The following is a 19,462-nucleotide window of genomic DNA, read 5'->3' on the forward strand; positions in this document are numbered from 1 at the left end:
CGCCCGGTCGGGTGGGAGACTCCCTGGGTCACGACGACCCAAGGAGCCCCACGGCATGGCAACCGGTGCCACCGACGAGCCGGAGTCGGCAACGTCCATACCCGGCCGACGAATTCTCGATCTCCTGGACAAGGCCATCGAGCTCCAGACCCCGCTGGTGCGCAAGAACATCGCCCGCGCCCGGCAGCGGAACCCGGAGGCGACCCCGGAGCAGGTGATCCGCAACCTGGAACGCATGTACGTCAGCGCCCTGGCCGGGACGGGTGCCGCGGTCGGCGGAGTCGCCGCCGCTCCCGGTGTCGGCACGGGAGTGGCGCTGGCCCTGTCGGCGGGCGAGTTCCTCTCCTCCTTCGAGCTGAGCGCCCTCTTCGCGCTCTCGGTGGCCGAAGTCCACGGCGTTCCCATCGACGAACTCGAGCGCCGCCGGACGATCGTCATGGGCGTCATGCTCGGCGGGAGCGGCGCCGGCACCATCACGAAGGTCGCCGAGCGTACCGGGCAGCACTGGGGCCGCCAGGTCGTCGCCAAAGTGCCGATGGAGACGCTGCGGCAGATCAACAAGATCCTCGGGAGGCACTTCGTCACGAAGTACGGGACCAAGCAGGGCATCATCGTTCTCGGCCGGGTGGCGCCGTTCGGCATCGGCGCCGTGATCGGCGGCGGCGCCAACGCGGGCCTCGCCGCTCTGACGGTGCGGGCCTGCCGCCGCGCCTTCGGCCCGGCTCCGACCTCGTGGCCGGAGCCGGAGCGCGACGCTCCCTCCACGCCGCCGGAGCGGGCTACCGAGGAGGACGGGAAGTCCGACAGGGAGATCCCGACGCCGTGATGGATCAGCTCCCTGGCTGTCCCGTCCCGGGAGCTTGTGGACTGGCGAGTCAGGTGGCCTGCTGAGCGCCCGACGCGGTCGGGGATCTTGGCGATGACGGTCAGCCATGCCCTCGGCATCCGAGCCCCCCGAGATCCCCGACTTCGTCACCCGCGATCAGCTCTGCGTCTCCTCGCGGCGTCCCAGAGCGGCCGCATCGGGTATGACGAGCAGCTTGCCGGTGGTACGCCGAGCCTCCAGATCACTGTGGGCCTGGGCGGCCTCGGACAATGCGTAGCGGCCCGTCACGGTGACCTCAAGTGCCTTGGAGCGCACCCACTCGAACACATCGGCGGCCCGTCGGAGCAGTTCGGACCGATCGGCGATGTAGTCCCCGAGGCTGGGCCGGATCAGGGTCAGCGAACCGCCGTGGGCGAGCCGAATCGGGTCGAACGGCGGCACGGCACCACTTGCCGCGCCGAAGAGCACGAGATGGCCACGGGTTCGCAGGCTGGCGAGGCTCGCATCGAAGGTGTGCGCGCCGACGCCGTCGAAGACCACCGGCAGTCCCTGGCCGCCGTTGAGCCGCCTCACCTCGGCTGCGAGGTCGTCGACCGCGGACGAGAGGATCACCTCGGCGGCCCCGGCGCGCTTCGCCAGCCCGGCCTTCGCCGCAGTCGACGTCGTGCCGATCACCCTGCCGCCGAGATGGGTGATGAGCTGGGTCAGAAGCAGCCCCATGCCACCGGCAGCCGCATGCACGAGCACCGTGTCGCCTCCCTGGACCGGGTAGGCGTCCTTGACGAGATAGTGCGCGGTCATGCCCTGGAGGAGCACGGCGGCGGCTGTCTCGAAGCCGATGTCGTCGGGCAGCGGCACCAGCCGGGAGGAGTCCACGACGGCCCGCTCGGCATACGTGCCGGGAGTCTCCACCCAACCGACCCGGTCCCCCACTGCGACGTCCGCGACGCCGGGACCGACTTCGACGACCGTGCCGGCGCCCTCGGCGCCCGGGGTGAAGGGCAGCGGGAGGCTGTACCTGCCCTCGCGGTGGTAGACGTCGAGGAAGTTGACCCCGGATGCGGCGACCTCCACGACCGCCTCGCCCGGACCGGGCCGCGGCTGGTCCACCTCGGCCTCCTGCAGCACCTCGGGACCGCCCACTTCGTACACCTGAATCGCTCGCATGACCCCTCCAATAACGGCTCGTGCCCCACCAACCCCGTTGACGGCGATCCGATTCCCGGCAAGGGGCAATACACCCGGGCCGGGGCGGGAGGCGATGATGTGCGCCATCCGTCAGGCAGGCGTGGTCACCGGCGCTGGCGCGGGGCCGGGGGACGCGAGGCCCACTGTGGTCATGCGCCGATGTCGGGTCAGCCCTCGGCCTGCGTGTAGGCGTTGAAGCGCAGGTACAGCCCGATGTGTGCCGGAACACCCGGTGCGATGGTCCGGTAGCTGCACAGCTCCTGCACGCCGGTGTCGCCCTCCGGCAGCCCGGCCGTCAGGCGGCTGAGGACCTCGGCGTGCGGGCGCGGGTCGACTCCCTCGATCCGCATCAGCTCCGCGACGCGCGCGGCGGCCTCGGCGTCGCTGCGGGCGTTGCCGGGCAGCCGCAGGTAGACGTTGGCCTCCTCGGGGCCGACCGCGCCCTCGCGGAACGCCAGGCAGGTCATCGGCTCGTTGTCCACGATCCCGCCGTCGATCCCGCCGTCCCGCCCGTAGATCACGGCCCGTGCGCGGGCCGCCCGCACCGAGTCGTGGCGGTGCGCCAGTGCGGCCACCGTGTCCAACTCGTCCATCGGCATGGGGAGGTGGCGGAAGTAGACCTTCACCCGCGAGGCGCTTCCGCCGTCCAGGTCGAGGGCGAAGAACTCCACCTCGTGCCCCCGCCGGGCGAGTTCGTCGCAGCGCCGTCCCACCGGCTCCCAGGCCGCAGCCAGCCCCAGTCGGTGCATGGCCTCCGCCATCACCTCGTGGGTGCGGTCCAGGCCGTGCGCCTGCGGGTTGAGGTAGACCTTGTAGTGCGGACGCTCGCCGGGCTGCCAGGCCAGGGAGTGCCAGACGGTGGGCCGGTTGCGGTCGGGATCGGGCGTGACGAACAGGTCCTCGACGTCGAGGTACCGCGCGATGCTCGTTCCCGGCCGATCGGCGAGCCGGCGCGTCAACTGCCGCCCGGCTTCCTGGCATCCGAGCGGCGTGCGGTCGGCGCTCAGCGACTCGAACAGGATGCGGACCTCCGGCCGGCCCGCCTTCCAGCTGACGGAGAGCTCGGCGGGGAAGCCGTCGGAGGAGACGAACGAGGGCGGAGTGCACCGCGTACCGATGGGCTGGGCGCCCCACGGGCTGAGCACGTCCCGCAGGTCCCGCAGTACGCGGGCGGTCTCCGGCTCGCCCGTCCCCAGGCCCCGGCAGACGGCTGTCCACTGCTCTTCCAGGAACTGCCCGAAGCTCTTGTCCGGGGCCTGGAAGGGGGCCAGGGCGGCTGGGGCGTAGCGAAGCTGTGGAGCGGTCACCGGCTCGACGAAACAGGCTCGTTCAACTGCGGGGCCACGCCCTGGTTGGGTTCGTTGAGCTGCACCACGTCGCCCTGGTTGGGCTCGTTCAGCTGCGGAGCCACGCCCTGGTTGGGCTCGTTGCGCTGGCCGATGACCGTCTGGTTGGGTTCGTTGAGCTGCACCACGTCGCCCTGGTTGGGCTCGTTCAGCTGCGGGGCCACGCCCTGGTTGGGCTCGTTGCGCTGGCCGATGACCGTCTGGTTCGGCTCGTTGAGCTGGCCGGCGACGGCGGTGGCCGACATGCCGCCGAGCAGGGCGGCACCCGTCACGACTCCAACTGCCAGCGTTGCCAATACCTTGCGCATCGTTGCTCCTCCCCCTGATCGATGATCAGATTGATCATAGCCATAGGCCTGGTTCCAAAGGTATGAATCTTTCGAACGCATCTCTGGTTCAGTCCGCCTCTGCCCACTCGTCGCCGCAGCCCCTGGAGTCGCCATGTCCGCACCGCAGCAGTCCGCCGACCCGTACGCGGCGACCGGCGTCGTCGGCCCGGCCCCGGAGGGGGTGACCCTGCCGCTGCCGCCGGTCTTCGACTCGGTGGAGGAGGAGCGCCAGTACCGCAAGGAGCAACTGGCGGCCGGGTTCCGGCTGTTCGGCCGGTTCGGCTTCTCGGAGGGCGTCGCCGGGCACATCACCGTCCGCGACCCGGAGAACCCGAGCTGGTTCTGGGTGAACCCGTTCGGCATGAGCTTCAACCAGATCAAGGCCTCCGACCTGATCCTGGTCGACCACGAGGGCACTCTGCTGCACGGCAACCGGCCGGTGAACCGGGCCGCGTTCGCGATCCACTCCCAGGTGCACGCCGCCCGCCCGGACGCCGTCGCCGCCGCGCACTCGCACTCCCTCTACGGCAAGGCGTTCTCCAGCCTCGGCATCCCGCTCGACCCGATCACCCAGGACGCCTGCGTCTTCTTCGAGGACCACGGCCTGTACAGCGACTACCGGGGCGTCGTCACCGAGACCGAGGAGGGCAAGCGGGTGGCCGCCGCGCTGGCGAGCCACAAGGCGGTGATCCTGCAGAACCACGGCCTGCTCACGGTCGGGCAGTCGGTGGCCGAGGCGGTCTGGTGGTTCGTCACCATGGAGCGCTCCTGCCAGGCGCAGCTGCTCGCGATGGCGGCCGGCACCCCCAAGCTGATCGACCGCGAGACCGCGCTGATCACCCGCGACCAGATCGGGACCTCGCTGGCCGGCTGGTTCCAGGCCCGGCCGCTGTGGGACCAGATCACCCTCTCCGACCCCGACCTCTTCGACTGACCGGCTTCCCCGGTCCCGTCCTCGCCCTTCCGAGCCCCGCCCCGACCACGCCGCCGTCCTCGCCCAGCCCTGGAGCAGCCCCGTGTCCACCGCCCCCGCCATGCGCAGGCTCCGGATCGCCGTGTTCGGTGCCGGTTCCATCGGCTGCCACCTCGGCGGCATGCTCGCCTCGACCGCCGAGGTCGCCCTGATCGGCCGCCCGGCGGCGATGGCGGCGATCGACGCGGAGGGGCTGACCCTCACCGGCCCGGGGGAGGCCCGACGCGAGGTGCGGGAGCTGACCGTCGCCGCCGACCCCCGGGCCGCGTCCGGCGCCGACTACGTCCTGGTGACGGTGAAGTCCGCCGACACCGCGACCGCCGCCCGGGAGCTGGCCCCGCACCTCGGCCCCGACACGGTGGTGGTGAGCTTCCAGAACGGCCTGCGCAACGCGGACGCGCTCGCGGCCGCGCTGCCGTCCCATCGGGTGCTGGCCGGCATGGTGCCGTACAACGTGGTGCGGACCGGCGCCGCCGCCTTCCACCAGGGCAGTGCCGGGTCGCTGATGCTGGCCGACGAGGACGGGGCGAACGCGCTCGCCGAGGCGGCTCGGGCGAGCGGTCTGCAGCTGGAGCTGCGGGCGGACATGCCGGCCGTCCAGGCGGCGAAGCTGCTGATGAACCTCAACAACGCGGTCAACGCGCTCTCCGGCCTGCCGCTGCGCGACCAGGTCGGGCAGCTGGCGTACCGGCAGTGCGTGGCGCGCTGCCAGCTGGAGGCGCTGGCGGTGTTCCGGGCCGCCGGGGTGGTGCCGGCCCAGCTCGGGCCGGTGCCGCCGGAGGTGATGCCGCAGGTGCTCGAACTGCCGGACGCGCGGTTCCACGAGCTGGCCGGGGCCAGCCTGCAGATCGACGCCACCGCCCGCTCCTCGATGTGGGAGGACTTCCAGCGGGGCCGCCCCACCGAGATCGACTCGCTCCAGGGCGAGATCGTCGCCCTGGCGGAGCGCCATGGCCTCACCGCCCCCGCCAACTCCCGGCTGATCGCCCTCGTCCGCGAGGCCGAGGCCGCCGCCCCGGGCACCGCCCCGCAGTGGTCCGGCCCCGCCCTGCTCGCCGAACTCACCCCGGCCGGCTAGCGCGGCGCCGGCGCGGCGCGCAGGGTGGCCGATCGTGCTCGGCCGGGGGGAGTTCGGCAGAGCCGCGCTCCCACCCGCTGCGAAGGAAGTCGGCCCGGCCGACTTCCTTCGCGCGGATCGGCAGCCGCTTGTCAGGCGGGTGCCGATCCGCGTCGTGCGGGGCGTGCTCGGGCCTGCCCGTACCGGGGACCCCGCCAGGCCGCGACCAGGCCGTTTCCCATCAGGTCACATCAGGTCAGCGGGCGGTAGAACGGCTGGTCCGGGGCGAAGTTGTGGGAGTGCACCGTGACGTCCTCGCCCCTGAGGTACGCCAGCAGCCAGTCGCCGAAGGTCAGTTCGTCGTAGGGGACGTACTCCAGGGTGTCCGTCTCCAGCACGCCCACGCTCCACGGCGCCGACGGTTCGTCCGGCACGCGCAGGAAGACGAACTCCCCGGTGGTGGCGGTGGCGATCGGCAGCAGCTCGCCGGGGCCCGAGCCGGCCGGGGCGGGGAGGAACTCCGCGTCGTCCTCGTCGCTCCAGTGCTCGATCCAGCCCGCGATCTTCTCGCCCAGGTCCCGGACCGGGTGGCCGGGGTGGTCCAGGTACAGCTGCTCGTTGATCTCCACCGGGCCGTAGGCGTCGGTGAACTCCCGGAAGTCGGCGGGCAGGGAGACCCCGAGCTCCCGCTCCAGCCGCGCCCAGGGGGCCGGGTCGGACCAGTGGAAGCCGGGCTCTCCCAGCAGCGCCCTGATCTCGTCGAGTGTCGCCATTCCGCTCTCCCTCTGTGTGGGTCCGAGCGAAGGGTACGGGCCGTCTCCGACATGCCCGGGGCCGGTCGCCCCTCTCAACTCCGGGGCCAGGGGCGGCCGTCGAGGCGTTCGATGCCGGTGTTGAAGCGGCGCAGGTACTCCGCGAAGCCGGCGATGTCCTCGTCCGGCCAGTCGGCCATCACCAGGTTCAACGCCCGGACGTGCGCCTCCCGTTCGCTGTCCAGACGGCGCCGGCCCTCCTCGGTCAGGCGGAACTTGCGGGCGATGCCGCCGTCCGGGTCCGGGATGCGTTCGAGGAGGCCCGCGCTCTTCAGCGCCGCCGTCTGGCGGTTGAGGGTGGAGACGTCCAGGCCGAAGGCGTCGCTGAGCTGGCCGATCGACATGGGCCCCTGGGCCTCGACCCGGCTGAGCAGGATGTAGGCGCCGCGTTCGAGCTGGCTGCCCTCGGGGCGGCGGTCGTCGACCTGGTTGAGGTCGCGGTGCCGGGCGAACACCAGGAATTCGAGGGCGACCTCGTGCGTGGGGCTGGCCATGTCGAAGTCCCTTCATCACCGCGTTGACCTGCGGGTTCTTCGTCGATCACGTCCAGTATGCCAGAGGTGTGCGCAACCCACACGATGTGCATGGCGCACATCATGTGTAGCCTGAACTGCCTGTGCTGTCTGCACATGATGTGCAAAGTGCACACTCCTGCTCCCCCCGACCGCCCGAGGAGGCCCGTCATCAACGGCCCCGCCCCCACCGCCCGCACCGGTCCGATCGTGGCGACGCTCGCCTTCACCGGCACCGTCGCCGCGATCATGCAGACCCTGGTCACCCCACTGATCAGCGAACTCCCGCAACTCCTGCACACCACCGCGTCCAACGCCTCCTGGGTCATCACCGCGACCCTGCTCTCCGCCGCCGTCTTCGTTCCGATCAGCGGCCGCCTCGGCGACCTCCTGGGCAAGCGGACGATGCTCATCGCCTCCTGCGTCCCGCTGTTGCTCGGCTCGGTGCTGTGCGCGGTGGCCGACTCGGTGGTGCCGATGATCGCCGGCCGGGCGCTGCAGGGGATGGGCATGGGCCTGGTGCCGATCGGCATCAGCCTGCTGCGCGACGTGCTGCCGCCCGAGCGGCTCGGCTCGGCGATCGCGCTGGTCAGCGCCTCCATGGGGATCGGCGGCGGCCTCGGCCTGCCGATCGCGGCCGGCGTCGCCGACTACGCCAGCTGGCGGGTGCTGTTCTGGGGTACCGCCGTGCTGGCCGTCGTCATCATCGGCATGCTCTGGAGCGTCGTCCCGGCTCCCGCCGCCACCGGCCACCGCCCCACCGGCGGCCGGTTCGACTTCGTCGGCGCGCTCGGTCTGAGCGTCGGGCTGGTCTGCCTGCTGCTGCCCGTCTCCAAGGGCGGCGACTGGGGCTGGGGCAGCACCCGGACCCTCGGCCTGTTCACCGCCTCCGCCGCGATCCTGATGCTCTGGGCCCGCTGGGAGCTGCGGGTCGGCGACCCGCTGGTGGACCTGCGGGTCACCGCGCGCCCGCGGGTGCTGCTGACCAACGCCGCCTCCGTCCTGGTCGGCTTCGGCATGTACGCCCAGGCGCTGATCGTGCCGCAGCTGCTCCAGCTGCCGGAGGCCACCGGCTACGGGCTGGGGCAGTCCATGCTGGCGATGGGCCTGTGGATGGCGCCCGGCGGGCTGATGATGATGGTGGTGTCCCCGCTGGGCGGCAAGCTGTCGACCGCGCGGGGACCGAAGTTCACCCTGGTCGCCGGGGCGCTGACGATCGCCGTCGGGTACGGGCTGGCGCTGCCGCTGATGGGCTCCACCTGGGGCGTGCTGATCGTGACGATCGTCTGCAACAGCGGTGTGGGCCTGGCCTACGGCGCGATGCCCGCACTGATCATGAGCGCGGTGCCGCTGTCCGCCACGGCCTCGGCGAACAGCTTCAACACCCTGATGCGCTCGCTGGGCACGTCGGTGTCCGCCGCCGTGATGGGTGTGGTGCTGTCGCAGATGACCATCTCCCTGGGCGGGCACGCCCTGCCGTCGGAGGGCGGCTTCCGGGTCGGCCTGGTGATCGGCTGCGTCGTCGCGCTGATCGCGGCCGCCGTCGCCGCCGTCATCCCCGTGCCGCCGGCTCCCCGGCTGCGGGCCGTCCCCGCCCCGGCGGGCGCGGAGGCGGCGGGTGCGGAGGCGGCGGAAACCGGGACGGCGGGCGCGGAGGTGGCGAAGCCCACCACCGGCTGAGTCCTGCCGAGCCCCGCCCCGGGCGTGCGCCGCGCTGCGTGCGCCTGGCGCGCGCCCGGGGTGCCGGCCGGCACTACCGGAACGCCGGCAGGTTGCGCTCGACCCAGGCCCGGAAGGGCGCGGCCGGGCGGTGCAGGACGGCCGCCACGTCGGGGCTGACCGCCTGCTCGGCCGGGAGCGGGGCGCCGAGGACGTCCAGCGTCCCGGGGATCACCTGCTCGGGCATGAACCGCGCCAGGTGCGCGTGGGCCTGCTCGCGGGACAGCTCCACGAAGGCCACCTCCTCGCCCAGGGCCTCGGCGATGACCTCGGCCTGCCGGCGCGGCCCGACCGCCTCGGGCCCGTCAGGTCGTACGTGCGGCCGCTGTGCCCGTCCTCGAGCAGGGCGGCCGCGGCCACCGCCGCGATGTCCGCCGGGTCGACGACGGGCAGCCCCACGCCGGCGAACGGCGCGTAGACCGTCCGCTCCGTGCGGACCGTCCCGGCCCAGGCGAAGGCGTTGGAGGCGAAGGCGCCGGGGCGCAGGACGGTGAACTCCCGTCCGGAGGTGCGGACGGCGGCGTCGAACTCGCGCAGCCGCACGTGCGAGGGCAGGTCCGGCCGGGTGGTGTTGGCCTGCGAGGAGACCAGGACGATCCGGCCCACCCCGGCGTCCGCGACCGCCGAGAGCAGGGCGTCCGGGCCCTCGCCGTGGCTGTTGAGCTCGCCGCCCAGGACGACGAACAGCGCGCGGGCCCCTTCGAGTGCGGGGCGCAGGCTCGCGACGTCGTCGAGCCCGCCCCGGGCCCAGCGGACCCCGGCTGCCGGGTGGGCGGGCTGCGGCTGCCGGGACACGGCCACCACCTGTTCGCCCGCCCCGGCCAGCAGGTCCACCAGCGTGCGCCCGATGTTGCCGGTCGCACCCGTCACTGTGATCATGTTCGCCTCGTTCGTGAGTTAGTTGGCTGACTTAGAAGGACCGTAGTCGTCCGTGCGGGCGGCTGTCTATAGTCAGTCGGGTGGCTGACTCAGTGAACCGGCGCGCGGCGGCGTCGCAGAAGCGCCGGCGGCTCACCGCGGCGGCGGTCCGGGTCCTGTACGTGCAGGGCGTCGAGCGCACCACCCTCGCCGACATCGCGCGCGAGGCGGACGTCCCGGTCGGGAACGTCTACTACTACTTCAAGACCAAGGACGACCTGGTCCGCGCCGCGCTCTCCGAGCACAGCGCGCGCCTGGGCGAACTCACCGACCGACTGGAGCGGTTGCCCGACCCGGTGGACCGGCTCAGGGCGCTGGTCGAGGCCTGGATCGACCTGCGCGACGACGCCGCCCGGTACGGCTGTCCGACCGGCACCCTGGCCGTCGAGCTCGACAAGCGGGCCGACGGGGACCTCGACGTGGAGGTCGGTGTGGTGATGCGGCGGCTGCTCGACTGGGTCGCGGGCCAGTTCCGCGAGCTGGGGCAGCCCGATCCGGACGGAATGGCCCTCACCCTGGTGTCCGGCTACCAGGGCATGTCCCTCCTGGCCAACGCGCTGCGCGACCCGGAGGTCGTGACCCGCGAAGGGGCCCGGCTGCTGCGCTGGCTCGACTCCCTGCGGGCCGCGTAGGCGTCTCGTTCGGGGGCGGCGGCGCGGCGGGCTGACGGGCGAGCCCGGGCCTCAGTCGCCGAGCATCCGGTGGGCGAGCAGGCGCAGCCCCGCCTCGATGCGTTCGGGCGAGACGCCCCGGTCGCGGTGGTGGCGGTACAGCTCCGGGGCGAGCGGTGCCAGCAGCTGGTCGGCGAGCACGTCCGGGTCCTCGGCCCGGGCCGCCGCGGCCAGCATCCGGGCGTGTGCGCGCCAGAAGCCGTAGGCGCCGGTGGCCAGTCGGGCCGGGCCGGTCTCGGCGCCGAGCAGCAGGTGGGAGTGGCGCTCCAGCAGGTGGACCATCGCCGAGTAGAAGGCGCTCAGCCGCTCGGCCGGGGTGGCCGCCGGCTCCGGGCCCAACGGGCCCTCCCCGCGCAGGAGTCGTTCCTGGATCTCGTGCTCGTGGGCGTCCAGCAGGGCACGGGCGATCGAGGCGCGGTCCGGATAGCGGCGGTAGAGCGTGCCGCGGCCGACGCCCGCCGCCCGGGCGATGTCCTCCATGGTCACCGTGGACGGGTCGCGGGTCGTGAACAGCTGCTCGGCCGCCCGGAGCACCTTGAGGCGGTTGCGGGCGGCATCGGCGCGTTCGGTGGGTGGCATGGGCCCATCCTAACAAGTGGACGCTGCGTCCACTTTGCGGCTAGCATCGACACCAGTCAAGTGGACGACGTGTCCGCTTACGGCTTTCCCGGGGGTACCGTCATGCCACAGCTCCTCCACCTCGACGCCAGCGCCCGCCGAGGCTCGTTCTCCCGCCGGATCGGCGCGGCCTTCGCCGAGGCCTGGCGGGCCGAAGCGCCGCAGGGCGGCTACACCTACCGCGACCTCGCGGCCCAGCCGGTGCCGCCGATCGGCGAGGCCTGGACGACGATCTGCGACACCATGCTCCGCGAGGGCATCGTCGAGCCCGACCGCTACCACGAGGCGGTCCGCACCGACGCCGAGCGCGCGGCCTGGGCCGTCCTCGAACCGCTGCTCGCCGAACTGCTCGCCGCCGACGTCGTCCTGATCGGCTCGCCGATGTACAACTTCGGCGTCCCGGCCCAGCTCAAGCTCTGGATCGACCAGGTCACCTTCCCGAAGATGAACCTGCGGCCGCGGCGCTTCGTGGTCGCCTCCGTCCAGGGCGGCTCCTACCGGCCGGGCATGCCGCGCGCGCCCTTCGACCACCAGACGCGCTACCTGGTGGACTTCTTCCAGGGGCACTACGCGGTCGAGGACGCCCTGGTCATCGGCGCCGAACTGGCGAACGCGACGGTGGACCCGGCGCTGGCCGAACGGCTCCCGCTGCACGAGGAGTCGCTGGCCACCGCCCTGGCCGGGGCCGCCGAGGCCGGGCGGCGGCTGGCGCGCGAGGCATCCGGAGCGGGCGAGGTGTCGGGGGCCCGGGAGGCGTCCGGGGCGGGCGGGGTGCGCGCCGGCGGGCGGGGGTGAGGCGGCCGTGTCCTGGCTCGTCCTGCTCGCCGCCGGGCTGGTCGAGGTCGTCTGGTCGCAGAGCATCAAGCCGACCGACGGCTTCACCCGCCCCGGCCCCACCGCACTGTGCGTCCTGCTCGGCGCGCTCTCCGTCTACCTGCTCTCGCGGGCCATGCGCGACCTCCCGGCCGGGCTCGCCTACGCGATGTTCACCGGCATCGGTACGGTCGGGGCGATCACGCTCGGGACCGTGCTGCGGCACGAGTCGCTCGGCGCGGGCCGGGCGGCCGCGCTGGCGCTGATCGTCGCCGGGCTCGTCCTCGCCCGGCTCACCGCCGCGGACTGAGAACCGCGCCGAGCCCCGCCGCTGCCCTGCCGGGCCGCTCACCCCGCCGCCCTGCGGCCGGGCCGGGCTCAACCCCCGCCGCCCTGCCGGGTCGCGCTCAGCCCCGCCGCGGTTCGACCGTCGCCGCGAGCGCGCCCGGCAGTTCGGCGCAGGCCGCCCGGAGCCGCCGTACCAGGTCCGCGCGGGTGTGCCCGGACGGCTGCGCCACCCAGCCGTCCATCGCCTGGTGGAACGCGGCGACCAGCATGTCCACCGCCAGCCGGGTGCGCAGCGCGGCGCCCGATCCGGGGCCGTCGAGGGCGAACCGGCGGTCGACCGCCGACACCGCCTCCCGGGTCGTCCGTTCGCAGAAGGCCAGCCCGTGGGCGTCCATCGAGGGCGTCCGGGCGGCCAGCCGGCGGCTCGCCAGGGCGCGTTCGGCCCAGCCGTCGGCCGGCATCCGGTCGATCGCCTCGGCGAGGGTCCGCTCCAGGACGGTCATCAGCCGGCCGTCGTCCGGCGGGCGGCTCTCCAGCACCTCCAGGAACGCCGTCCACAGGTCCTGGGTGGGCGCCATCGCGACGTCTTCCTTGCTGGTGAACGCGCGGAAGAAGGTCCGCTTGGAGACCTCGACGGCCTCGCAGAGCCGGTCCAGCGTCACCCCGTCGAAGCCGTGCTCGCCGAACAGCTCCAGGGCGGTGTCGATCAGCGCCTGACGGGTGCGCAGCTTCTTGCGCTCGCGCAGCGGGAGCTTGGCGTCCGCGGACTCGGGGGCCTGTTCGGCACCCCGCTGCGGTGCCGTGGCGGTGGCCTTCTCGGGAGTCATCGCGGTCAGTCTAGTGGGGATCGGTATGCCACCTGTAGGCTTATGCCACTCAGTGGCAGAATCTATGGGGAGGTTCCTCCATGCGCGCACTCCTGGTAGACCGCTCGGCCCCCGGCGGCCTGCGCCTCGGCACGGCCCCGGACCCCGAACCGGCGCCCCACCAGGCGTTGGTGCGGGTCACCGCGACCTCGCTCAACTACGGCGAGGTCGCCTTCGGCCTCGACATGGCCCCCGAGGGCACCGTCCTCGGCTGGGACGCCGCCGGAATCGTGGAACGCGCCGCCGCCGACGGCTCGGGCCCCGCCGCGGGGACCCCGGTGGTCACCCTGATGCCCGCCGGTGGCTGGGCCGAACTGCGGGCGGTGGACACCGGGTTGATCGGCGCCGCGCCCGCCGGGGCCGACCTGGCCGCCCTCGCCACCATTCCGGTCGCCGCCGCCAGCGCCCTGCGCGCGCTGCACCGTATCGGCCCGCTGCTCGGCCGCAGCGTCCTGGTCACCGGCGCCACCGGCGGCGTCGGTCGCTACGCCGTCCAGCTCGCCCGGGCGGCGGGCGCCCACGTCGTGGCGTCCACCGGCTCGCCCGACCGGAACGGCGAGCTGCTGCACCGGCTCGGCGCCCACGAGGTGGTCGCCTCGCCGAAGGAGGCCGCCGGGCCGGTCGACGGCGTGGTCGACGTCGTCGGCGGCCCCCAACTGGTCGAGGCCTACCAGGCGTTGGGGCCGGGCGGCACCCTGGTCGCCACCGGTCACAGCTCCGGGCAGGGGGAGGACTTCGCGTTCGGCACCCTCTTCGGCGACGCGGACCGGCACGACCGCTCGGTGGTCTCCTTCTACCTCCTCGGCTGCACCGGCCTCGGCCGCGACCTCGGCTGGCTCGCCCACCGGGTGGCGGCGGGCGAGCTGGACCCGGGCATCACCTGGCGCGGCGACTGGGACGACGCGGCCGAGGCGGTCGACGCCCTGCTCGGACGGCGGCTGCACGGCAAGGCGGTGCTGACCATCGGCGGCTGAGGGCGCCTCGGCCCCCTTCCGGGCGCGGGCCCGCCCACCCGGACGGGTCACGCGCTGTCGCTGCGGAGCGGGATGCCGCCAAGCATGGGGACGTACGGGCCCCTCGGCCCCGACTTCCGACCAGGACAGGGATCCCCGGTGCGTGAACTCCACAGTCTCCCCGGCCGCGGCCGGCCTCGCCTCTCGTTGTCCGGCCGCTCGCCGGGTGGGGACCGGTGCCCGGGCCGGAGGTGGACGCCGCAGCGCACGATCGCGCTGATCGCGGCCGCCTCCGGCGTCGCCGTGCTCGCGGCCTGCGGCAGCGGTTCGTCGGGCACGGCCGCCGGCTCGCCCGCGGCCACCGCGCCCGAGGCGGGCGCCTTCTCCGGCGAGCCGCCCTCCGCGATCGCCTCCGCCGCCGAGTCGCTGCTGGCCTCGGCGTCGGCCGCGATCGCCTCGGCCTCGGAAGCCTCCGCCTCTGCCTCCGCCGCCGAGGCCGCCAGGGCCTCCGCCTTCGAGGCGTCCGTCTCGGCGCAGCAGGCGATGACCAGGGAGAAGGCCGCCTCGGTGCTCGGCGGGGTGACGGACGGCGGCAACGCGCTGGGCGACGTCACCGTCACCGGCGTCGCGCGGCAGAACACCGGCGGCCTGCACGCCGTGGTCGTCACCATCCGGAACCGGGGGACCCTCCCGGCCTCCTACGCCGTCCAGGTCGACTTCACCGACGCCGGCGGCAGGACCGTGGACAGCTCCGTCGTCGGTGCCGGGGACATCCCGCCGAACGGCACGGCCGAGCCGATCGCCTTCAGCCGGCAGCCGGCGGACATGACCCTGCTGCCCGTGGTGGTCAAGGCCGTCCGCTACTGACGACGCCCGCAGCGCCCGGGCGCACCCTCCGCGGCCTACCGTCCACGGCCTGAGGCCCTAGCGGAAGTCCGCCGCGTGATCCCGCACCCAGCTGCGGACGTCGCGCGGCGGACGCCCGAGCACCTGGCGCACGGTGTCGGTCACCCGCTCCGGCTCGCGCGTGAACGACTCCCAGGCGCGCAGCCGGGCCGCCACGAACTCCGCGTTCCCCCAGGCGGCCGTCAGCTGCTCGCGGGCCGTCTCCACCGGCAGTTCCTCCCAGCGCACCGCGATGCCCAGCTCCTCGCCGATGATCCCGGCCAGCTCGGCGTGCGAGAGCGACTCCGGGCCGGTGACCACGTACCTGGCCCCGTCGTGCCCGTCCTCGGTGAGCGCCCGCACCACGACGTCCGCGATGTCCCGCTCGTGCACCAGCGAGCGCCGCGCCCGCCCGTACGGCCAGCGGACCACGCCCTCCCGCACCTGGTCCGCCCAGGCCAGCAGGTTGCCCGCGAAGTCGATCGCCCGGACGAAGGTCCAGCCCAGGCCCGACCGCCGGATCAGCCGCTCGATCTCCTGGTGGAAGATCACGGCGGGCTCGTCGTCGGCGAGGTCCGCCACGTCCGCCGACAGGTAGACGACGCGCTCGGCGTGCCGGGCGATCAGCTCCACCACCCGGGGCTGAACGGGCAGCCCAGGCCACATCAGGTACACCGCCTCCACCCCGCCGGCCAGCGCCGGTTCCAGACTCCCGGGCACCGTCAGGTCGCCCTGGACGGCCTCGACCCCGGCGGGCAGCCGGGCCTCCGCCGCGTCCCGCACCAACGCCCGCACCTCGTGGCGGCCTTCGGCCAGCGAGGACGCAACGTGCCTGCCCACACTTCCGGTTGCGCCGATCAGCAGAATCCTGGTCATGCCCGGCCCAACGCCGGCCGATCGGTGGCTATGCCCGGGCGGCTACCAGCCCTGCTCCACCGGGCCGACGGGGGCCAGCCCCACGTACCGGGCCAACCACTCGGCGCGCCGGACGTCGCCCGCACGGAAGTGGAGGAACACCGTGTGGTCGTCCGATGGCCGGTCGTAGTCGACGTTGCGGCTGTTGAGGGCGATCTGGACCCCGGCGTTCTTGGCGCGGAGGTCCAGGCCGAGTTCGGGGACGGCGGGCCAGGCGAAGCCGCTCCAGGACAGTGCGGCGGGCGAGGAGCCGAGGAGGCCGAGGAACCGGTCCTCGATCGATCCGACCGGCCGGTCGTCGAACTGGAAGGAGAACGGGGCCAGTTCGTCCACCCGGGGATCGCCAGCGGCCAGCAGCCGCCGGGCCTCGTCGTACCCGACGCCGTGGCCGGTGGCGCCCGGGTGCACCTGGTCGGGGAAGGCCTCGAACAGGCGCCGGGCCTCCGCCGCCGTCAGCTCCTCCGCGTAGGCGTGCGCCTCCGTCGAGCGGTGGTGCACGGTGATCCCCAGAAGCCGCTGGGCAGCCTCGTAGGCGACCCACCGGTTGGGGGTCCGCAGGACCGGCAGGGCGTTCGAGGTGCTCATGGCGGGGAGTCAAGCAGGCCGGGTGCGGAGGGTCATCCGGGTTTCCGCTGCGCCGGCGCCGGTGGGTTACGTCACGCCGGAGCCGGGTTACGTGACGCCGTCGGCCCGTTCCCGCTGGCGGCTCCGGTAGGCGCGGGAGCGGCAGCGCGGTGAGCAGTAGCGGGGTGGGCGGCCGCCCGGGCGCCGGCCGGCGGGGGAGGGGGCGGACGCCGTCAGCGGGCCGCCGCACGCGGGGCAGGCCTCCGCCGGAGCGGGCTCCCCGGCCTCGGCGGCGGACTCCCCGGCTTCGGCGGGTGCCGGGTGCGAGGTCAGGCCCAGCCGTTCCGCGACCACGCCGGCCTGGAAGCGGCTGTGGGCGCCGAGGCTGTCCAGCAGCTCGGAGACGTGGCGGCGGCAGGTGCGCAGGGAGATGCCCAGGCGGCGGGCGATGGACTCGTCCTTGAGGCCCTTCGCGAGCAGCACCAGGATGCTCTGCTTCATCGTCTTGGTGACGTCGTGCGCGGCCTGCGGGCCGGTGGCGAACGGGGTCGCGTTCTCCCAGTCCCGCTCGAAGACCGTCAGCAGGTAGGAGAGCAGGTCCGGCTCCCGGATGATCAGCGCGCCGCCGGAGCTGGCGGGCAGCAGGGCCAGCGAGCCGTCCACGATGATCAGCTGCGGCAGCACCTCCGGCAGCGTCCGGATCTCGGCGCCCGCCCCGATGAGCTGCTCCGCGTGCACCCGGGTGGGCTGGTCGAAGCGGGTCGCGTGCTGGTAGAGGCTCCGCATCCGGATCCCCCGGTCGAGCAGCGCGAGGTCGCGCGGGAGCGCCTCGCGCAGCGCGGCCGGGGGGAACGACCCGCCGTGCTTGGAGACCAGCACCTCGCTGCGGCAGGAGTCGATCACGTCGGCGAGCAGCGAGCGCACCGCGAACTTGTCCGGCAGGCGGTCGATGGTGCCCTGGGGGAAGGCGTGCTGGCGGGCCTGGAGGTAGACGGGCACCAGCGCCGCGAGGCCGTCGCGCTGCCGCTGGATGAGCCGCCGCTGCTCGCGCAGGGCCTCCTCCCGGGCGCGCAGGGCGGTGTCGCGCGCGGAGAGCAGCTGCGCGGTCGCGGCCTGGGGGCTGACGGGCTGCCAGGCGATGGTGGCGCCGGCCGGCGCGGAGCCGGCGAGCGGGGAGCCGGCGAGCGGCGCGTCGGCCGTGGGGGTTTCGGGTGCCGGGCCGTCGGGTAGCGGGGCTCCGGGTGCCGGGCCGTCGGGGGCGCGCAGTTCCTGGAAGAGGCAGGCGCCGGTGAGCTGCCGGACGGCCGCCTCGCACTCCGGCAGGCTCAGGCCGGTCTCCGACGCGGCCTGGGCGAGGGTCCCCGGGGTGAGGCGCTCGTGCACGACCGTCCACCGGTAGAGCGTGACGGCTGCGCTGTCGAGCGCGGGTACGTCGGCGGTCGCGTCGGGGCCGGTCCCGGAGTCCATCGCATGCCTCCTCAAGCTGCCAGGCAGGCTCATGATCCCTTGTGGGGGATGCCGTGGCCATCCGCCGACTGGCAGGGTGGCGATCACGGGCCGGGCGATGCCGCGGGAACTGCGGAAACGTCCGAAACGTGTGGAACTGTCCCCGAAGTCATGGGAGTTGTCATCATGCGAGGAATCGTGGCGCGGACACTGGCCGCGGTCGCGCTGGGTGCCGCCGCCTGGTTGGGCGGGGTGGCCCCGGCCGGTGCCTCCGTGTCCGACGGCGCGACGCTGACGGACTCCACCGTCGCCACCGGTCACAACTGCGTCCAGACGACGGCCTGGGGCGACGCCTGGTGCCCGGGCGGGCCGCTGAGCTGACGCGTCGTCGCCGGTGACGCCCGACCCTCATCCCTCGTCGAAAGGTAGCCTGTCATGCACATGGCACTGAAGCGTTCGGTCCGTACCGCTCCCACCGCCACCGGCCGCGCGGGCTCCGTCGCTGCCGCCTCCGCCGCCAGGGCGGCGAGCCCGGCCGGCCGCTGAGTCCCGGCGAGTAGCGCGCCCTGCCCGGGAAGTCGGCGGATTCGACTTCCCGGGCAGGGCGCGCTGCCGTTCCGGGCACGCTCGCGCGGCAGGCGGCAGGCGGCAGGCGGCAGGAGCCTGGCCTCGGGCGTCGGGTTCAGCCGCCGACGCGCACCACGTACTTGCCGGTCGCCCGGCCCTCCTGCATGGCGTCGTGGGCGGCCGGAACGGCGTCCAGGCCGGGCAGTTCGGTGACCGGCAGCTCCAGGCCGCCGTCCGCGACGAGGTCGAGGACCCGGCGGATGGCGCGGGCCAGGCGGTCCGGGGCGGTGGCGGCCAGGCCGCGGTGGCTGAAGCCGGTGAGGGTCAGGTTGCCCGCCATCAGGCGGCTGAGCGGGGGCAGGTCGGCGACGGCGCCGCCGCTCGCGTTGCCGAACAGCACGATCCGCGCGCCGGGCGCCGCCACGGCCAGATCGAGGTCGAGGGCCGCGGTGCCCAGCGGGTCGAGCACCAGGTCGACGCCCCGGCCGCCGGTGGCGGCGCGCACGGCCTCGGCCGTGTCGTCGCCCCGGGCGAAGGCGTGCTGGTAGCCGGAGGCGATCGCGGCCGCGGCCTTCTCCGCCCGGCCGACCGTGCCGATCAGTCGGCCGCCGCCGAGCAGCGGGACCAGCCGGGCGACGGCGTTGCCGATCCCGCCGCCCGCCGAGTGGACCAGCACGGTGTCCCCGGCGGTGAAGCGGCCGGCGTCGGTCAGCAGCAGGAGCGAGGTGGCCAGGCCCAGCGGGACGGCGGCGGCCTCGCGCAGCGCCACCCCGTCGGGGAGCGGCACCGTGAGGGCGGCCTCCGCGAGCACCACCTCGGCCAGTCCGGCACCGACCGGCGCGGCGACCACGCGGTCGCCCACCGCCAGGCCGGTGACGCCCGCGCCGACCTCGCGGACCGTGCCGGACACCTCCTTGCCGGGCCGGTACGGCCACTCGGCGGCGTACGCGGCGTCGCCGCGGCGGGTCATCACGTCCACGAAGTTCAGCCCGGCGTGGGCGACGTCGATCGCCACCTGCCCCGGTCCGGGGTGCGGTGCGGCGATCTCCTGGACCTGCGAGTTCTCGGATCCACCGGGTGCGGTCATCACCAGTGCGCGCATGTCGGGCCCCCTCGACTACGATGTTCGACGAACGACGAAATTGGTGCGGGAGAAGTGGTACCACGCCGTTTCCATGGATGTCGAACATCGCAGA

The 19,462-nt window shown here is 74.0% G+C and carries 21 protein-coding genes and 1 pseudogene; 10 read left to right on the forward strand and 12 right to left on the reverse strand.

Annotated elements, in window-relative coordinates:
* Positions 1-55: 55 nt before the first annotated feature.
* A complete protein-coding gene (locus ACFY0X_RS22540; RefSeq protein WP_387756950.1) occupies positions 56-826 on the forward strand; it encodes a hypothetical protein in 771 nt (256 codons plus the stop codon).
* Positions 827-982: 156 nt separating this feature from the next.
* Here the strand turns inward: ACFY0X_RS22540 and ACFY0X_RS22545 are convergent, their stop codons facing one another.
* The 3 genes from ACFY0X_RS22545 to ACFY0X_RS22555 form a co-directional block, all read right to left on the reverse strand.
* Positions 983-1,993: a quinone oxidoreductase family protein gene (locus tag ACFY0X_RS22545; RefSeq protein ID WP_387756951.1), complete on the reverse strand. Its 1,011-nt coding sequence runs from the start codon at positions 1,991-1,993 to the stop codon at positions 983-985.
* 188 nt (positions 1,994-2,181) lie between these two features.
* Positions 2,182-3,321: a tryptophan dimethylallyltransferase family protein gene (locus tag ACFY0X_RS22550; RefSeq protein ID WP_387756952.1), complete on the reverse strand. Its 1,140-nt coding sequence runs from the start codon at positions 3,319-3,321 to the stop codon at positions 2,182-2,184.
* Positions 3,318-3,632: a hypothetical protein gene (locus tag ACFY0X_RS22555; protein WP_387756953.1), complete on the reverse strand. Its 315-nt coding sequence runs from the start codon at positions 3,630-3,632 to the stop codon at positions 3,318-3,320. The genes ACFY0X_RS22550 and ACFY0X_RS22555 overlap by 4 nt, the downstream gene beginning before the upstream one ends.
* Before the next feature lie 169 nt (positions 3,633-3,801).
* On the opposite strand from ACFY0X_RS22555, the gene ACFY0X_RS22560 reads away from it, so the two are divergent.
* Both ACFY0X_RS22560 and ACFY0X_RS22565 read left to right on the forward strand, forming a co-directional pair.
* Positions 3,802-4,623 (forward strand): class II aldolase/adducin family protein, encoded by an 822-nt coding sequence (locus ACFY0X_RS22560; protein ID WP_387756954.1) that lies wholly within the window; start codon positions 3,802-3,804, stop codon positions 4,621-4,623.
* Positions 4,624-4,705: 82 nt separating this feature from the next.
* Positions 4,706-5,740 (forward strand): 2-dehydropantoate 2-reductase, encoded by a 1,035-nt coding sequence (locus tag ACFY0X_RS22565; protein WP_387756955.1) that lies wholly within the window; start codon positions 4,706-4,708, stop codon positions 5,738-5,740.
* Positions 5,741-5,970: 230 nt separating this feature from the next.
* Here the strand turns inward: ACFY0X_RS22565 and ACFY0X_RS22570 are convergent, their stop codons facing one another.
* Both ACFY0X_RS22570 and ACFY0X_RS22575 read right to left on the reverse strand, forming a co-directional pair.
* Positions 5,971-6,492 (reverse strand): SMI1/KNR4 family protein, encoded by a 522-nt coding sequence (locus ACFY0X_RS22570; RefSeq protein ID WP_387756956.1) that lies wholly within the window; start codon positions 6,490-6,492, stop codon positions 5,971-5,973.
* Positions 6,493-6,566: 74 nt separating this feature from the next.
* Positions 6,567-7,025: a MarR family winged helix-turn-helix transcriptional regulator gene (locus tag ACFY0X_RS22575; protein WP_387756957.1), complete on the reverse strand. Its 459-nt coding sequence runs from the start codon at positions 7,023-7,025 to the stop codon at positions 6,567-6,569.
* Positions 7,026-7,214: 189 nt separating this feature from the next.
* Here ACFY0X_RS22575 and ACFY0X_RS22580 point away from each other — a divergent pair, with 189 nt between their 5' ends.
* Positions 7,215-8,723: an MFS transporter gene (locus tag ACFY0X_RS22580; RefSeq protein WP_387757061.1), complete on the forward strand. Its 1,509-nt coding sequence runs from the start codon at positions 7,215-7,217 to the stop codon at positions 8,721-8,723.
* Positions 8,724-8,796: 73 nt separating this feature from the next.
* On the opposite strand, the pseudogene ACFY0X_RS22585 reads toward ACFY0X_RS22580, so the two are convergent.
* Positions 8,797-9,641: pseudogene (locus tag ACFY0X_RS22585) on the reverse strand (SDR family oxidoreductase).
* A gap of 92 nt (positions 9,642-9,733) precedes the next feature.
* Between ACFY0X_RS22585 and ACFY0X_RS22590 the strand changes: the two are divergent.
* Positions 9,734-10,312, forward strand: a complete 579-nt coding sequence (locus tag ACFY0X_RS22590; RefSeq protein WP_387757063.1) for a TetR/AcrR family transcriptional regulator — start codon at positions 9,734-9,736, stop codon at positions 10,310-10,312.
* Between the two features lie 51 nt (positions 10,313-10,363).
* On the opposite strand, the gene ACFY0X_RS22595 is transcribed toward ACFY0X_RS22590, so the two are convergent.
* Entirely contained in the window at positions 10,364-10,930 is a 567-nt protein-coding gene (locus ACFY0X_RS22595) for a TetR/AcrR family transcriptional regulator (RefSeq protein ID WP_387756958.1), read from the reverse strand.
* Between the two features lie 102 nt (positions 10,931-11,032).
* On the opposite strand from ACFY0X_RS22595, the gene ACFY0X_RS22600 reads away from it, so the two are divergent.
* Together ACFY0X_RS22600 and ACFY0X_RS22605 are read left to right on the forward strand one after the other, a co-directional pair.
* Positions 11,033-11,764, forward strand: coding sequence for an FMN-dependent NADH-azoreductase (locus ACFY0X_RS22600; protein ID WP_387756959.1), 732 nt, complete (start codon positions 11,033-11,035; stop codon positions 11,762-11,764).
* Positions 11,765-11,771: 7 nt separating this feature from the next.
* On the forward strand, positions 11,772-12,092 hold the full coding sequence (locus ACFY0X_RS22605; protein ID WP_387756960.1) for a DMT family transporter: 321 nt from the start codon (positions 11,772-11,774) through the stop codon (positions 12,090-12,092).
* Positions 12,093-12,189: 97 nt separating this feature from the next.
* Here the strand turns inward: ACFY0X_RS22605 and ACFY0X_RS22610 are convergent, their stop codons facing one another.
* Positions 12,190-12,897, reverse strand: a complete 708-nt coding sequence (locus ACFY0X_RS22610) for a TetR/AcrR family transcriptional regulator (protein WP_387756961.1) — start codon at positions 12,895-12,897, stop codon at positions 12,190-12,192.
* A gap of 80 nt (positions 12,898-12,977) precedes the next feature.
* On the opposite strand from ACFY0X_RS22610, the gene ACFY0X_RS22615 reads away from it, so the two are divergent.
* Together ACFY0X_RS22615 and ACFY0X_RS22620 are read left to right on the forward strand one after the other, a co-directional pair.
* Positions 12,978-13,910 carry a zinc-binding dehydrogenase gene (locus ACFY0X_RS22615; protein ID WP_387756962.1) on the forward strand — a complete coding sequence of 311 codons (933 nt, stop codon included), beginning with the start codon at positions 12,978-12,980 and terminating at the stop codon, positions 13,908-13,910.
* 138 nt (positions 13,911-14,048) lie between these two features.
* Complete coding sequence (locus tag ACFY0X_RS22620; protein ID WP_387756963.1) at positions 14,049-14,756, forward strand: hypothetical protein; 708 nt, start codon at positions 14,049-14,051, stop codon at positions 14,754-14,756.
* Between the two features lie 57 nt (positions 14,757-14,813).
* On the opposite strand, the gene ACFY0X_RS22625 is transcribed toward ACFY0X_RS22620, so the two are convergent.
* The 3 genes from ACFY0X_RS22625 to ACFY0X_RS22635 all read right to left on the reverse strand — a co-directional run bounded on the left by ACFY0X_RS22625 (position 14,814) and on the right by ACFY0X_RS22635 (position 17,720).
* Positions 14,814-15,650 carry an NmrA family NAD(P)-binding protein gene (locus tag ACFY0X_RS22625; protein WP_387756964.1) on the reverse strand — a complete coding sequence of 279 codons (837 nt, stop codon included), beginning with the start codon at positions 15,648-15,650 and terminating at the stop codon, positions 14,814-14,816.
* 42 nt (positions 15,651-15,692) lie between these two features.
* Positions 15,693-16,274, reverse strand: a complete 582-nt coding sequence (locus ACFY0X_RS22630) for a hypothetical protein (RefSeq protein WP_387756965.1) — start codon at positions 16,272-16,274, stop codon at positions 15,693-15,695.
* A gap of 87 nt (positions 16,275-16,361) precedes the next feature.
* Positions 16,362-17,720, reverse strand: coding sequence for a LuxR C-terminal-related transcriptional regulator (locus tag ACFY0X_RS22635; RefSeq protein WP_387756966.1), 1,359 nt, complete (start codon positions 17,718-17,720; stop codon positions 16,362-16,364).
* A 165-nt stretch (positions 17,721-17,885) separates the two neighbouring features.
* Here ACFY0X_RS22635 and ACFY0X_RS22640 point away from each other — a divergent pair, with 165 nt between their 5' ends.
* Entirely contained in the window at positions 17,886-18,080 is a 195-nt protein-coding gene (locus tag ACFY0X_RS22640; RefSeq protein WP_387756967.1) for a hypothetical protein, read from the forward strand.
* Positions 18,081-18,381: 301 nt separating this feature from the next.
* On the opposite strand, the gene ACFY0X_RS22645 is transcribed toward ACFY0X_RS22640, so the two are convergent.
* On the reverse strand, positions 18,382-19,368 hold the full coding sequence (locus ACFY0X_RS22645; protein ID WP_387756968.1) for a zinc-binding alcohol dehydrogenase family protein: 987 nt from the start codon (positions 19,366-19,368) through the stop codon (positions 18,382-18,384).
* Between the last annotated feature and the right edge of the window lie 94 nt (positions 19,369-19,462).

Origin of the sequence: Kitasatospora sp. NPDC001547 (genome assembly GCF_042894165.1) — a bacterium.
Classification (GTDB): Bacteria; Actinomycetota; Actinomycetes; order Streptomycetales; family Streptomycetaceae; genus Kitasatospora.

Coding starts and splice junctions, on each gene's coding strand:
- ACFY0X_RS22540 (WP_387756950.1), top strand. CDS start 56: ATGGCAACCGGTGCCACCGACGAGCCGGAGTCGGCAACGTCCATACCC.
- ACFY0X_RS22545 (WP_387756951.1), bottom strand. CDS start 1,993: ATGCGAGCGATTCAGGTGTACGAAGTGGGCGGTCCCGAGGTGCTGCAG.
- ACFY0X_RS22560 (WP_387756954.1), top strand. CDS start 3,802: ATGTCCGCACCGCAGCAGTCCGCCGACCCGTACGCGGCGACCGGCGTC.
- ACFY0X_RS22570 (WP_387756956.1), bottom strand. CDS start 6,492: ATGGCGACACTCGACGAGATCAGGGCGCTGCTGGGAGAGCCCGGCTTC.
- ACFY0X_RS22575 (WP_387756957.1), bottom strand. CDS start 7,025: ATGGCCAGCCCCACGCACGAGGTCGCCCTCGAATTCCTGGTGTTCGCC.
- ACFY0X_RS22595 (WP_387756958.1), bottom strand. CDS start 10,930: ATGCCACCCACCGAACGCGCCGATGCCGCCCGCAACCGCCTCAAGGTG.
- ACFY0X_RS22600 (WP_387756959.1), top strand. CDS start 11,033: ATGCCACAGCTCCTCCACCTCGACGCCAGCGCCCGCCGAGGCTCGTTC.
- ACFY0X_RS22610 (WP_387756961.1), bottom strand. CDS start 12,897: ATGACTCCCGAGAAGGCCACCGCCACGGCACCGCAGCGGGGTGCCGAA.
- ACFY0X_RS22615 (WP_387756962.1), top strand. CDS start 12,978: ATGCGCGCACTCCTGGTAGACCGCTCGGCCCCCGGCGGCCTGCGCCTC.
- ACFY0X_RS22625 (WP_387756964.1), bottom strand. CDS start 15,650: ATGACCAGGATTCTGCTGATCGGCGCAACCGGAAGTGTGGGCAGGCAC.
- ACFY0X_RS22630 (WP_387756965.1), bottom strand. CDS start 16,274: ATGAGCACCTCGAACGCCCTGCCGGTCCTGCGGACCCCCAACCGGTGG.
- ACFY0X_RS22635 (WP_387756966.1), bottom strand. CDS start 17,720: ATGGACTCCGGGACCGGCCCCGACGCGACCGCCGACGTACCCGCGCTC.
- ACFY0X_RS22640 (WP_387756967.1), top strand. CDS start 17,886: ATGCGAGGAATCGTGGCGCGGACACTGGCCGCGGTCGCGCTGGGTGCC.
- ACFY0X_RS22645 (WP_387756968.1), bottom strand. CDS start 19,368: ATGCGCGCACTGGTGATGACCGCACCCGGTGGATCCGAGAACTCGCAG.